The sequence below is a fragment of the Leucobacter holotrichiae genome (assembly GCF_055791005.1).
This window is the reverse complement of sequence record NZ_JBVUAC010000001.1, coordinates 682,549-695,945: the sequence shown is the minus strand read 5'-3', so window position 1 is coordinate 695,945 and position 13,397 is coordinate 682,549. Positions and strand designations below refer to the sequence as shown.

Genomic DNA, 13,397 nt, shown 5'->3' with positions numbered 1-13,397 from the left:
TTGAATCGGCCGGGACGGAGAGATCATGAATGAGGATGCTCTGGAGGCGATTCGCGAACGATTCAGTCTGCCGACCGGAGGCGCATTGGACTACGCGCGCAGGGCTTCGAGCGGGGTGAAGCAGCAGCGGAGCAACGCGAGCAGCGAGGCCGCGAACCGTCTGCTGGAGAAAGCGATGGAGGTCTGGGAGTCTGACCGGGAGAAGGCGATCGGGTACCTTCGGGTCGCGGCGAAGCTGCCGTTCGATCCCCACGAGGAGGTTCTGCCGCTGCTGTGGGAGGCCGAGATGCTGCTGTTCGACTGCGTGGTCGACGAGGTCGAAGCCGCGGATCAGCAGGAGACTCTCTGGCTCGACGCGGCGCTCGAGGCGCTCGACAGGGCCGACGAGCGCGGTCGCTTCGCCCTGCGGGACACACTGGTGACGGTCGCCTCCGATTACCGGCTGCTCGCCCGTGAAGAGCGTCGGATTCAGCAGGCGGTCGCCGGAATCCCCAATCGGGTGCGGCTGAGCGATCTGACCGACGCGAGCCCCGAGGAGGCGGCGGAGCACGCCGCCTCAGTGGTCGAGCTCGTCACCCGCTATACCGCCGCGATGGACACGGCGGTGTGAATCGCGGGACCCCGCCCTCGAGCCTGCGCCTCCGTTCCCCGACTTTGCGCCCTCGGTTCCCCGAGCTTGTCGAGGGGAATGCCCGCCCCTCTTCGAGATACGGATTTCGCACGTTGAGCTGCGGCCTGAGTTGCGAGATCCTACTCTTGGCACCGAGAAGCCCGGCGCTGACCCCTGATCCGAAGAGGATTCGTACCGCGGGAGACCTTCTCCCGCGCGTCTGAGAACCCCGGCGGTGAACCTCGACTGGAGGGATCCCGCTGTGAAAGCGGGCCTGCGCGGAGCGTCACCTCGCGAATGTCGGTGGTCGAAAGTACCCTGTGAATATGGCCAGTAAAACTTCGTCGCGCGAAAAATCGGGCAAGGGCACGGCACGGGGCTCGCGTGCCGCCGCTTCCCGAGCCGACGCGTCCGGCGGGTCGCGCGCCACGGCGAAGACGCGAGTGCTCGCGGAGCCGGAAGCCAAGGACGGCGTGCTCGTGCGCGCCTGGACCGGTCTCTCGCACGGCGTCGGCAACGCCGCGCGCGTGTTCCGCACCGAGCCCCTCGCACCCGAAGACCGCCGCGACGGCGTCCCGATGCTGCTCGTGCTGCTCGCCGTGGTCGGCGCCGTGGTCGAGTGGTTCTTCATCGGCCAGCCGATCGCCGTGCAGCTGGACGCCTGGACCTTCGGCGGTCTGCTCGGCCGGGTCGCCTTCGGTCTTCCGATCATCATGGCCGGCTTCGCGCTGTGGCTCTTCAACCACCCCTCCAGCGTCAACGACAACCGGCGTATCGCGATCGGCCTGTTCATCGCCATCGCGAGCATCGCCGGTCTCACCCACATCTACGGCGGGCAGCCGGTACCGCGCGACGGCATGCCGGCACTCGCCGAGGCCGGGGGGCTGCTCGGCTGGATGATCGGAGCCCCGCTGCTGTTCCTCACCGTGTGGGTGGCGACCCCCCTGCTGTCACTGCTGCTGGCGATGTCGGTGCTGATCATCACGAAGACTCCGCCCGGCCGAATCGCCCGGCGACTGCGCGAGGCCTACGCGTTCCTGTTCGGCGTCGCCGAGGGCGAGACCGAAACAGAGGCTGAGGAGCGGCCGGCCAAGCCGCGGCGGCGCGAGAAAGCGTCGCAGCAGGCGCTGTTCGATCTCGAGGACGAGACCGAGACTGGCGACGGATCGCTGCCGTGGTGGCGCCGCAATGCGTCGGGACGAGAGCAGGATCCCGAGTACGCCGACGACAAACCCGCGCTCGACGCGGCGCTCGAGCCGAGCGCGCCCGAGGCGCAGAGCGAGGGCGCCTTCGAATCCGCCCTCGCCCCCGAGTCCACCGACCCGTTCCCGCCCGGCCTCTTCAGCGAGCTCGAGCAGGCCGAGGCGGCGGTTCAGGCTGCCGGCTCGACGCCTGCATCCGGCCTCGGCGATGACTCCTGGGACGACTTTGCGAGCGATCCCGAACCCGCGGCACCGGGTCCCGAGGCGTCGGAGGCAGCCACGACCCAGTTCACGGTCGCGCCCCCGCACGATCCGTCGCAGCGCACCGAGTATCTGCTGCCCGATCAGGGCACGCTCGCCGCGGGCGACGCTCCGAAGACCCACACCGAGGCGAACGACCAGATCACGGCCGCCATCGCGCGCGTGTTCGAGGAGTTCAAGGTCGACGCACGGGTGAGCGGCTTCTCGCGGGGCCCGACGGTCACCCAGTACGAGGTCGAGCTCGGCCCCGGCGTCAAAGTCGAGAAGGTCACGGCGCTGTCGAAGAACCTCTCCTACGCCGTCGCTTCGAACGAGGTGCGCATCCTCTCGCCGATCCCGGGCAAGAGCGCGATCGGTATCGAGATCCCGAACAAGGATCGCGAGAACGTGGCGCTCGGCGATGTGCTGCGCTCCAGCCGCGCGCAGCGCAGCACGCACCCCATGACCATCGGGGTCGGCAAGGACGTGAAGGGCGGCTTCGTCGTCGCGAACCTTGCGAAGATGCCCCACCTGCTCGTCGCCGGTGCGACGGGCTCCGGCAAGTCGAGCTTCATCAACTCGATGATCACGAGCCTGCTCATGCGTGCGACGCCGGCCGAGGTGCGCATGGTGCTCGTCGACCCGAAGCGCGTCGAGCTCACGGTGTACCAGGGAGTGCCCCACCTCATCACTCCCATCATCACGAACCCGAAGAAGGCTGCCGAGGCGCTGCAGTGGGTCGTGAAAGAGATGGACATGCGGTACGACGATCTGGCGAGCTTCGGGTTCCGCCACATCGACGACTTCAACGAGGCGGTGCGCTCGGGGTCGATCGTGCTGCCGGCGGGTAGCCAGCGCGTGCTCAAGCCGTACCCGTACCTGCTCGTGGTCGTCGACGAGCTCGCCGATCTCATGCTCGTCGCCCCCCGCGACGTCGAGGATTCGATCCAGCGCATCACGCAGCTGGCTCGTGCCGCGGGCATCCACCTGGTGCTCGCGACGCAGCGCCCCTCGGTGAACGTGGTCACGGGCGTCATCAAGTCGAACGTGCCGAGCCGATACGCCTTCGCGGTGGCTTCCGGCACCGACTCGCGCGTCATTCTCGACGAGGTCGGTGCCGAGCGTCTGATCGGCCAGGGTGACGGATTGCTGCTGCTCAACGGCGAATCGACGCCGATGCGCGTGCAGGGCGCCTGGGTGGGCGAATCCGAGATCGCGAAGGTGGTCGCGCACGTCAAGGCTCAGGCTCAGCCCGAGTACCGTCCGGACGTGGCCCAGGTCGCGGAGAAGAAGGAGATCGACGAGGATATCGGCGACGATCTCGAGGTGCTGCTCGCGGCCATCGACCTGGTGGTCACCTCGCAGTTCGGCTCCACGTCGATGCTGCAGCGCAAGCTGCGCGTCGGGTTCGCCAAAGCCGGTCGCCTCATGGATCTCATGGAGTCGCGCGACATCGTCGGGCCCTCCGAGGGCTCCAAGGCGCGCGACGTGCTCGTGTCGCCCGAGCAGCTGCCCGAAGTGATCGCGCGGATCAAGGGCGCCCCGTCGAGCTCCGCTCCCTTCCAGCAACCCGCGGCTCCGGCGGCCGCGGCACCCTCTGCCGCGCCGGCTCCGGCGGATGCGGCGCCTCCGGCTCCGGCCGAACCTCGCGCCGCCGAGCCCGAGGCTGCGACCGACGTCATCGATCCCCTGACCGAGGCGAGCGGCTTCGGCGACGATCGCTACGATGATCCGGTCGGCAAGTACCAGGCGACCCTCGAAGAAGTCGAGGGAGACGACGATGAAGACGCCTGGCAGCTGACAGGCCGGGAATGATCGAGCAGTCCGACGGGGAATGAACGCGAGGAATAGATGACCGCACAGGATCCGGCGGTGAAGCCGAGCAACTGGAACGCGCCCAACATCATCACGATCGCGCGCATCATCGCGACACCGTTCTTCCTCTGGATGCTGCTCGCGGACGGAGGAGCGGGAGGCCCGCTGCGCTGGGCCTCGGCGGTATTCTTCGTGCTGGCCATCGCGACCGATGCCTGGGACGGCTACCTCGCACGATCCCGCAACCTGATCACCGACCTCGGTAAACTGCTGGATCCGATTGCCGACAAGGCGCTGACCGGGGCCGCCCTGGTGGGGCTCTCGATCCTCGCCGAGCTGCCCTGGTGGGTGACGCTGATCGTGCTGGTGCGAGAGATCGGCATCACCGTGCACCGGTTGATGATCGCGCACGATGTCGTGGTCGCGGCGGCATGGATGGGCAAGCTCAAAACGGTGGCGCAGTCGGTCGCGATCACGCTCGCGCTGCTGCCGCTCGCCGACGTGCTGGGTCCGGCCGCACCGGTCGCGTACTGGGTGAATGTGATCACGATGACCGTCGCGGTCGTGCTCACGATCGTGAGCGGCATCGACTACGTCGTCGCTTTCGTGCGCGCTCGCCGGGTGCGGTCATGAGGCCGGTGGGTCAGGGAGCGCCTGGAGTCGGGGGAGAGCTCGCGCGAGCCGTGATCGAGATCGCAGCGGCTCGCAGCTTGCGCATCGCGGTCGCCGAGTCGTTGACCGGGGGTCTTCTCGCCGACGCGTTCGTGTCGGTGCCCGGCTCGTCGCGGGTCTTCTCTGGCGGCGTCGTCGCCTATGACACGGCGCTGAAGCACTCCGTACTCGGTGTGGATGCCGAACTGCTGCGCGAGAAGGGGCCCGTCGACGGGGAGGTCGCCCGGCAGATGGCGAGCGGGGTGAGGCGCGTGTGTGCGGCGCCCCGGGAGGAGGGAGCGGATCCGGAGCCCGCGGATATCGGGATCGCCACCACGGGCGTCGCGGGTCCGGAGCCGGATCCGCAGACGGGGCAGGCCGTCGGTACCGTGTGGGTGGGGGTGTGCCTGGGGGACCGGGCGCGTTCCGTCGAGTACTCGATCTCGGGGGAGCGAGGCGATATTCGCAACGGATCCGTAGCTGCCGCACTGGAATTGATCCTCAATGAACTGGCCCAATCAGCTGAACTTGAGTCGGATTGACTCAAGTTCAGCAAAGTTTCAGGAATAGGCGCGGTAGTCTCGGGGTTGTTTCCAGTGATTCCCTTCACAATGGAAGGGCATCCCCGCTGTGGCGACATGTCGATGGGCGGGTATTGTGGAGGCATGACCCCGAGTCATGCAGTGAAGGAGGGTTCACATGGTGCTGATGCGTCAGGAGATCGGCGACGTGCTGCGTGACTTCCGGCTGCAGAAGGGGCGCACGCTACGACAGGTCGCCGGCGATGCGAGCGTTGCGCTCGGCTACCTGAGCGAGGTGGAGCGTGGCCAGAAAGAGGCCTCGAGCGAGATCCTCGCGGCGGTCGCCGATGCGCTGGATACGCCGCTGTCCGTGATCATGGGTGAGGTGAGCGAGCGGCTCGCCGTGGTCGAGGGTATCTCGATGCCTCTCTCCGGTCGGGTGCCGGATACGGTTCCCGCCGAGCTCGTGTCGGGATACGCGCCTGAGTTGGTGTCGTAACTCTTCGTGAAGCTGAGTGAGTTTCGGCGAGCTTGCGCCGACGAGTTCGGCGCCGACTACTCCGGAGTGCTGATCCGTGATCACTGGCTGGCGTCGCTCGGTGGTACACCGAGCGACGCCCTCGATCGCGGGGTTCCCGCGCGCGAGGTCTGGCAGGCGCTCTGCGCAGATCTCGACGTACCCGTCGAGCGGCGGCACGGGCGGGGGCTCATCGACCCTCGGGAATAATGACGGTGCGCCTGCACTCTATCGCCTGGTGTCGCGGTTCATTTTCGTGAGTGAGTCTCGGCAGTGCGTCATTCCTGCTTCGAGAATGATTCCTCGTGGCCTTTGCTGTCGGTGACGATCAGCTTCTGATTGTCGGTCAGGCGGAAGCCGTTGATCTCGTACATGTCGAGCGTCATGGTTTCGGGGCATCCTCCGATCTCCGGAACCGCTTTGACCTGCGCGGCAAAGGCCCCTTCTTTCGGGGTCCAACTCCCCGCCGACGCGCATCTACCGCCCATGCCGAAGAAGTTCGGCTCAATACTGAGTCTCACTCCCGGGGTTGAGTCGGAAGTCTATTTGCCGAGGATTACGCTTCTCGCGTTGGTGTCGCGCGGGCCCTCTCGCTTGGCTTCGGTGCTGCAACCCGTGGCGAGGGGTGCGAGCACGAGGCTTGCTAGTGACACAGCGGCGAAGATTCTGTCGCGCGATGCCCTGGCTGCTTCCGTCGGAAACCTCCCTGCCCCGATCATCTCCGGCGATGGTACTCAGAAGTGTCTCACCTGCGCGCTGGTTCTGCCTATGGAAGGGTTCCGTCGTCATTCGTGCGGCACGCTCGAAGAGCGTGTTCTCCGGTGTGTTGTTCGAAGATGTGTTCGAGTCGTGGTAACTTCGTGCACAGGTAGCCGATTCGCCGACTTATCCTCAGATTCTCCGCTCGATCCATGAATGTCAGTGGTCCGTCCTAGGGTGTGAAGCAACCGGATATCAATGCCTTGTCTGCCCCGTCACCGGGGTCGAGACAGTCGGTAGGCAGCAGGTCAGCGGCGTCGCCGCCCGTATTGAAGGAGCAAGCTCATGGCAGCACCCAAGTCCCCGATCGGGGCATCCAAGGATCGCGAGAAGGCGCTCGAGGCAGCGCTCGCCCAGATCGACAAGAACTTCGGCAAGGGCGCGATCATGCGCATGGGCAGCGTCGAGCGCGCGCCCGTCGAAGTCATCCCCACGGGCTCGGTCGCGCTCGACGTCGCGCTCGGTATCGGCGGCCTGCCCCGCGGCCGCATCATCGAGATCTACGGGCCCGAGTCCTCGGGCAAGACCACGCTCACGCTGCACGCGATCGCCAACGCTCAGCGCGCGGGCGGCATCGCAGCCTTCATCGATGCAGAGCACGCGCTCGACCCCGAGTACGCGAAGAAGCTGGGCGTCGACATCGACGCACTGCTCGTCGCTCAGCCCGACACCGGGGAGCAAGCGCTCGAGATCGCAGATATGCTGATCCGCTCGGGCTCGGTCGACCTGGTGGTCATCGACTCCGTAGCGGCGCTCGTGCCGAAGGCGGAGATCGACGGTGAGATGGGCGACAGTCACGTCGGGCTTCAGGCTCGTCTCATGTCCCAGGCTCTGCGTAAGATCACGGGCAGCCTGAACGCGACCAAGACCACCGCGATCTTCATCAATCAGCTGCGCGAGAAGGTGGGCGTGTTCTTCGGCAGCCCCGAGACGACCTCGGGCGGTAAGGCGCTCAAGTTCTACGCCTCCGTGCGACTCGATATCCGTCGAATCCAGACGCTCAAGGACGGCGCAGATGCAGTGGGCAACCGCACGCGCGTCAAGGTCGTGAAGAACAAGATGGCCCCGCCCTTCAAGCAGGCCGAGTTCGACATTCTGTACGGTGTCGGCATCTCGCGCGAGGGCTCCCTCATTGACTACGGCGTAGAGCAGGGATTCATCAAGAAGAGCGGCGCCTGGTTCACCTACGATGGCGACCAGCTCGGACAGGGCATGGAGAACGCCCGTCGCTTCCTGATCAACAATCCCGACATCGCGAGCGAGATCGAAGAGAAGATCCTCACCAAGCTCGGCGTCAACGGGCGCAGCGAGGAGGCGGCAGCGCCCGAGGAGGCTGCAGTAACGCCGGCCCCCGAGATCGAGCAGCGCGCGAGCGCCTGAGCCGGTGGCTGTTCGATTCCTGCCCCCGCCCGAGGAGCGCCCCGCGGGCGGGGAGGAGAGCCGACCCGACCTCGCCGAGGTGATCGAGTTGCGTTCACTGCTCGGAGACCGTGGATGGGGTCGGTCGTCTTCATCGAACCCCGGATCCGAGGAGCCGGACCCTGCATCTAAGGAGCCGGCGACAGAGGCGGGCGAGGCCTCGGCGGCCTCCGAGAGCGATGCTGCGGAAGCGGGGGTAGCGGTCGGCCCTTGGGCCGGCGCCGGCGAACCGACCACTGCTGCGCTGAGCGGGGCTGCGGAACTCGGGGTCTCCGCGGTTTCGAAGGTGTCTGAGTCGAGCCCTCCCGAGTTCTTCGCTGAGCACACCGGGGGTGCAGACGATCCGGATCGAGCGTCCGCCTACGAGGACGGTGTGCGACTGCTGGCGCGTAGAGCTCGTTCCAGCGGGGAGCTGCGCGATGAACTGAGCCGACTCGAGCACCCTGCGCACAAGATCGACGCTGTGATCGCCGAGTTCGAGGAGAGCCACTATCTCGACGATCTCGGTCTAGCGCGCGCCGTTACCGAGAAGCTCCGCGAGACGAAGCGAGCGAGCCGCACGCAGATCCGCATGAAGCTGCGCGAACGACGGCTCCCCGACGCGATCATCGAAGAGGCCGTCGGCGAGCTCGACACCGACGAGGAGTTCGGGCTGCTGCGAGAGGCGGCCCAGGACCGGGCGCGCAAGCTCGGCGGCCTCGACCGTCAGACGGCCGAGCGCCGTCTGCTCGGGTTCCTCGCGCGGCGGGGATGGTCGGGCGAGCCGGCGATGCGCGCCGCGAAGGAGGCCCTCGACGGCAATGGGGGAGGATCGGGAGTGCGCTTCCGCTGATCTGCTGGGCGCGGTCCTTGCGTAGCTCAACGCAGCCGTGTCGTGGCTGGTCCGGCAAACCGTAAAGGGGGACGTCGCCTCGCCGCTGTGATACGTGGAGAGCGGCGAACCATGCTGAAGCTCGACCGCAAGAGCGACCAGGGCAAGCCCCGCCCCCATGCCCAGCGCGGTAGGAGTCTCTTTGAGGGAGATCGAGGCCGGTGGGTGCGGGGCCAGGCGCGGGCGCGGGTCCGGGGGCTGGGCCGGCACCCCTGTCGAGATACGGATTCCGCACGCGGGATCGCGGTGCCACCTGCGAATCCTTCTTTCGGCAGCACTCGGGCAGGGGCAGAAGATGATCTCGCCCACAGAGGCCCGTGTCGAAGCCCCGGCGGGAGCAACCTGCGACGAAGTGCTCAAGGACGATGCGTCGAATAGGAGCGACGCGAGGCACAAGAACAGGAAACAGCGACGACGAAACAGCGACTTCGAAACAGTCCTGTGGGCAGCAGCGCCTTCGGTGTCCGAAGGTAGAATCGTCTCCATGACTCTCGCCACCGCCGACCCGACCGAGATCGCTCCTTCGCCCGCCGCGCTCCGCCCCGACGGCAGTCCCCGCAGCTACACGGTGCGCACGCTCGGCTGCCAGATGAACGTGCACGACTCCGAGCGCCTCTCGGGGTCGCTCGAGGCCGCGGGTTATATCGCGGCAGAAACCGCCGAGGACGCCGACGTGGTGGTCATCAACACCTGCGCCGTACGCGAGAACGCCGCCAACAAGCTCTACGGCAACCTCGGGCACCTCGCAGGCGTGAAGCGCGAACGCGAGGGCATGCAGATCGCAGTGGGTGGCTGCCTCGCCCAGAAGGATCAGGGCACCATCGTGGAGAAGGCGCCCTGGGTCGACGTCGTCTTCGGCACCCACAACATGGGGTCGCTGCCGGCCCTGCTCGAACGGGCGCGCCATAACGCCGAGGCGCAGGTCGAGATCCTCGAATCCCTCGAGGTCTTCCCGTCCACGCTCCCGACCAAGCGCGACTCGGCCTCCAGCGGTTGGGTGTCCATCTCGGTCGGCTGCAACAACACCTGCACCTTCTGCATCGTGCCCTCCCTGCGCGGTAAGGAGAAGGATCGCCGCCCCGGCGACATCCTCGCCGAGGTGCAGGCACTCGTCGACGACGGCGCGGTCGAGGTCACGCTACTGGGGCAGAACGTCAACACCTACGGCGTCGAGTTCGGCGATCGTCAGGCCTTCGGCAAGCTGCTGCGCGCGATGGGCGACATCGATGGCCTCGAGCGCGTGCGATTCACGAGTCCCCACCCGGCCGCGTTCACCGACGACGTGATCGCCGCCATGGCCGAGACCCCCAATGTCATGCCGTCGCTGCACATGCCGCTGCAGTCGGGTTCCGACACCGTACTCAAAGCCATGCGGCGCTCGTACCGCTCCAAGAAGTTCCTCGGCATCCTCGATGCGGTGCGGGAGCGCATCCCGCACGCCGCGATCACCACCGACATCATCGTCGGCTTCCCCGGCGAGACCGATGAGGATTTCGAGGACACGCTGCGTGTCGTCGAGCAGTCGCGCTTCTCGAGCGCTTTCACCTTCCAGTACTCGATCCGCCCCGGCACCCCGGCAGCGACCATGGACGGGCAGCTGCCGAAAGAGGTCGTGCAGGAGCGCTACGAGCGGCTCATGGCGCTGCAGGAACGCATCTCGCTCGAGGAGAACCAGGCGCAGATCGGTCGCACCGTCGAGGTGCTGGTCTCATCGGGTGAGGGCAAGAAGGACGCGACGACCCGCAGGCTCTCCGGCCGGGCCGAAGACAACCGTCTCGTGCACTTCGCCGTGCCGGAAGGAGCGAAGGAACCCCGGCCGGGAGACACGGTCTCCGTGCAGATCACGTCGGCCGCACCCCACTTCCTCATCGCGGACCTCACCGACGTCTACACCGTGCGTCGCACCCGAGCGGGCGACGCGTGGGACCGCCGTCAGGCGGACAGCTGCGGGGTGCCGGCCCCCGCTGCGGGCGGTGCCCCGAAAGCCGTGAACCTCGGGCTGCCCACGATCCGAACCCGTGGCTGACGCCGCACGCTCGCCGCAGCTCTGGGCGATCGTCGGCGCGACCGGCACCGGTAAGTCCGCGCTCTCGCTCGATCTCGCCGAGCGCCTCGCATCGGCCGGCCGTCCCGCCGAGATCGTGAACGCCGATGCCATGCAGCTGTACCGCGGCATGGATATCGGCACGGCTAAGCTGCCCGTCGCGGAGCGACGGGGTATCCCGCACCACCTCTTCGATGCGCTCGATCCGAGCGACGAGGCCGCCGTCGCCTGGTATCAGCCCGCGGCCCGTGAGGCCGTTGAAGCGATCCACGCCCGCGGCGCCGACGCGATCCTGGTCGGCGGATCCGGCCTCTACGTCTCGAGCGTCATCTTCGACTTCGCGTTTCCTCCGCGCAATGATGCGCTGCGCTCCCGGCTCGAGACCGAGTTCGCGGAGAGCGGCGTCGCGCCGTTGCTCGCGAAGCTCGTGGATCTCGCCCCTGAGACCGCGGCGGCGGTCGACGCCCGCAACCCGCGGCGCGTGATCCGAGCTCTCGAAGTCGCGCTGCTCGGCGGCGACGCGCAGGTGACGCTGCCCGCGGAGCCGCGACTCTGGAGGGCAGACACCGCGGCCGGGCCGCTGACCCGCATCGTCGGTGCGCGCTGCGAGCGGGCGACCCTGGTCGAACGTCTCGACCGGCGCGTGGAGCAGATGTGGGCCGACGGGCTGCTCGAGGAGGTGCGTGCGCTGATCCCGAACCGCCTCGAGCAGGGGAAGACCGCGAGCCGGGCCATCGGCTACGCCCAGGCGCTCGCGCAGCTGCGCGGCGAGCTGAGCGAGGCCGAGGCGATCGCGGAGACGCAGGCGCTCACGCGTCGGTACGCCCGCCGCCAGGTCAGCTGGTTCAAACGCTACCCCCGCGTGCAGTGGCTGGACGCCCCGGATGCCGAGAGGATCGAGTTGACATGAATGTTCACACAAGACGCTTCGTAGAGGACGACACTGAGGCGGTCGTGGCGCTGTGGGAGGCCTGCGGCCTCACGCGGCCATGGAACGATCCGCGCGCCGATATCGCTCGAAAGCTGAGCGTGCAGCCGGAACTGTTCAGAGTCGCCGTCCTCTGCGAGAGCGTCGTCGGTTCGATCATGGCTGGCTACGACGGGCACCGCGGCTGGTTGTACTACTTGGCGACCGACCCCGAGCATCGCGGGCGCGGGATTGCGACGCAGCTTGTCCGCGAGGCCGAAGAGGGCCTGCGGGATCTGGGATGTCCCAAGGCTCAGCTCATGGTGCGAAGCGATAATCCCGCGGTGCTGGACTTCTACGAGCGACTCGGGTACGAGCCCTCGAAGGTCAGCACCCTCGGTAAACGCCTCATCGTCGACTGACGGTGGAAGCGGCGCAGGCGATCGAAGTGGCATGAAACCGCGCTGAGCGCAAGCGACTGCGGCGCAGACGCCCGTGCCCATAGGCTGGAACCATGATTCTGCCTGACGCGCGAACCGTAAAACTGGACAGCGACTCCCGCGAGCGACTCCGAGTGAGCGGCCTCGACTACCGCAGGGTGGACGCGGCCGACGGGCCCGCCCTCGACGCATTCATCCGCGCGATCGCGCGCGGCTTCATCGAGAGCGAACCCACTGCAGAGAAGATCGAGGCAGCGCGAGTCGGGCAGCTCGGCCGGCGCCTCATCGGCGTGTTCGATGCGACGAGTCCCCAGCGCGAGCTGCCGGTCGCGACCGTGGGGTCGTGGATCGCGCCTCTGACGGTGCCGGGCGGCGAGCTGCCCATGTGGGCCGTCAGCGAGGTCACGGTCGCCCCGACGCACAGGCGGCGCGGGATCGCGAGGGCGATGCTGGAGGGCGAGCTTCGAGCCGCGGCCGCAGCCGGTGTGCCTCTCGCGGGGCTCACCGCATCCGAGGCGACCATCTACGGGCGCTACGGCTTCGGCCCCGCCACCTGGCAGACGCGATGGCGTGTCGATACCCGCCGTGCAGGGTGGGGCGGTACGGATCCGCGCGGTTCGCTGCAGTACCTCGACCGCGAGGACGCCGCGGAGGCCTTCGGGGAGTTGCACGAGCGCACCCGGGCGTCCCGTGTCGGAGAGATCGCCGGCTGGCCGCTGCGCTGGCGGCAGCTCTCGGGGGCGGTGCCGGGGGATCCCCACGGGTCGAGCGTTCGTGCGGTGCGGTACCTCGACCCCGAGGGCGTGCTCCGCGGCGCGATGGCCTTCCGCATCGTCGAGTCCGACACCGACTGGGCGCGTTCCCGTCTCGAGATCCGCCACCTCATCGGCGAGACCTCCGACGCGCACGCGGCGCTGTGGCGGTTCGCGCTGCAGCACGACCTCATCGGCACGGTCACGGCGGAGATGCTGTCGCTCGACGAGCCGCTGCCGTGGCTGGTCGCGGATTCCCGGGCGGCCGTCCGCACCGTCGAGGATCACGGCTGGCTGCGTGTGCTCGACGTGCCGGCCGCGTTCGCCGGGCGCAGCATGGCGGCGCGGCTCGACGTCGTGCTGCGGGTCGAGGACCCGCTCGGGATCGCGGGCGGATCGTGGCGGCTGGAGAGCGGGAGCGACGGATCGTGCCGGGCCGTGTCGGCGCCCGATACTGAGGCGGAGATCGAACTGGGCGTCGGGGAGCTCTCATCCCTGTACCTGGGCGGGGTGTCGGCGCGCTCGCTCGCACAGGCCGGGCGGGTGCGAGGCGACGCCGCAGCCGTCGCCTCGCTCGACGCGGCGCTGCGGATCGACGGCGCACCCTTCCTGAGCATCATGTATTGATCGGAGAGCGCTCTAGACTGGA

The 13,397-nt window shown here is 67.9% G+C and carries 13 protein-coding genes; 12 read left to right on the top strand and 1 reads right to left on the bottom strand.

The window, feature by feature from the left end; genetic code table 11:
- Positions 1–25 precede the first annotated feature (25 nt).
- The 6 genes from AC0KXF_RS03260 to AC0KXF_RS03235 all read left to right on the top strand — a co-directional run bounded on the left by AC0KXF_RS03260 (position 26) and on the right by AC0KXF_RS03235 (position 5,766).
- Positions 26–610, top strand: a complete 585-nt coding sequence (locus AC0KXF_RS03260; RefSeq protein ID WP_473107826.1) for a hypothetical protein — start codon at positions 26–28, stop codon at positions 608–610.
- 326 nt (positions 611–936) lie between these two features.
- Entirely contained in the window at positions 937–3,867 is a 2,931-nt protein-coding gene (locus AC0KXF_RS03255) for a DNA translocase FtsK (RefSeq protein ID WP_473107825.1), read from the top strand.
- 36 nt (positions 3,868–3,903) lie between these two features.
- Positions 3,904–4,500, top strand: a complete 597-nt coding sequence (pgsA, locus tag AC0KXF_RS03250; RefSeq protein ID WP_473107824.1) for a CDP-diacylglycerol--glycerol-3-phosphate 3-phosphatidyltransferase — start codon at positions 3,904–3,906, stop codon at positions 4,498–4,500.
- Complete coding sequence (locus tag AC0KXF_RS03245) at positions 4,497–5,060, top strand: CinA family protein (RefSeq protein WP_473107823.1); 564 nt, start codon at positions 4,497–4,499, stop codon at positions 5,058–5,060. The genes pgsA and AC0KXF_RS03245 overlap by 4 nt, the downstream gene beginning before the upstream one ends.
- Before the next feature lie 157 nt (positions 5,061–5,217).
- On the top strand, positions 5,218–5,538 hold the full coding sequence (locus AC0KXF_RS03240; RefSeq protein ID WP_223044414.1) for a helix-turn-helix domain-containing protein: 321 nt from the start codon (positions 5,218–5,220) through the stop codon (positions 5,536–5,538).
- A 6-nt stretch (positions 5,539–5,544) separates the two neighbouring features.
- A complete protein-coding gene (locus AC0KXF_RS03235; protein ID WP_223044413.1) occupies positions 5,545–5,766 on the top strand; it encodes a DUF3046 domain-containing protein in 222 nt (73 codons plus the stop codon).
- A 68-nt stretch (positions 5,767–5,834) separates the two neighbouring features.
- Here the strand turns inward: AC0KXF_RS03235 and AC0KXF_RS03230 are convergent, their stop codons facing one another.
- Entirely contained in the window at positions 5,835–6,077 is a 243-nt protein-coding gene (locus AC0KXF_RS03230) for a hypothetical protein (protein ID WP_473107822.1), read from the bottom strand.
- A gap of 523 nt (positions 6,078–6,600) precedes the next feature.
- On the opposite strand from AC0KXF_RS03230, the gene recA reads away from it, so the two are divergent.
- From recA to AC0KXF_RS03200, 6 genes are all read left to right on the top strand, one after another.
- Positions 6,601–7,695 (top strand): recombinase RecA, encoded by a 1,095-nt coding sequence (recA, locus tag AC0KXF_RS03225; RefSeq protein WP_473107821.1) that lies wholly within the window; start codon positions 6,601–6,603, stop codon positions 7,693–7,695.
- A gap of 4 nt (positions 7,696–7,699) precedes the next feature.
- Entirely contained in the window at positions 7,700–8,566 is an 867-nt protein-coding gene (locus AC0KXF_RS03220; protein WP_473107820.1) for a regulatory protein RecX, read from the top strand.
- A gap of 523 nt (positions 8,567–9,089) precedes the next feature.
- The gene (gene miaB, locus AC0KXF_RS03215; protein ID WP_473107819.1) at positions 9,090–10,631 is read left to right on the top strand and encodes a tRNA (N6-isopentenyl adenosine(37)-C2)-methylthiotransferase MiaB; all 1,542 of its coding nucleotides are present in this window, start codon (positions 9,090–9,092) and stop codon (positions 10,629–10,631) included.
- Positions 10,624–11,559 (top strand): tRNA (adenosine(37)-N6)-dimethylallyltransferase MiaA, encoded by a 936-nt coding sequence (gene miaA, locus AC0KXF_RS03210; protein WP_473107818.1) that lies wholly within the window; start codon positions 10,624–10,626, stop codon positions 11,557–11,559. The genes miaB and miaA overlap by 8 nt, the downstream gene beginning before the upstream one ends.
- Positions 11,556–11,978 (top strand): GNAT family acetyltransferase, encoded by a 423-nt coding sequence (locus AC0KXF_RS03205; RefSeq protein ID WP_473107817.1) that lies wholly within the window; start codon positions 11,556–11,558, stop codon positions 11,976–11,978. The genes miaA and AC0KXF_RS03205 overlap by 4 nt, the downstream gene beginning before the upstream one ends.
- 92 nt (positions 11,979–12,070) lie before the next feature.
- Positions 12,071–13,375 (top strand): GNAT family N-acetyltransferase, encoded by a 1,305-nt coding sequence (locus AC0KXF_RS03200; protein ID WP_473107816.1) that lies wholly within the window; start codon positions 12,071–12,073, stop codon positions 13,373–13,375.
- The last annotated feature ends 22 nt before the right edge of the window (positions 13,376–13,397 follow it).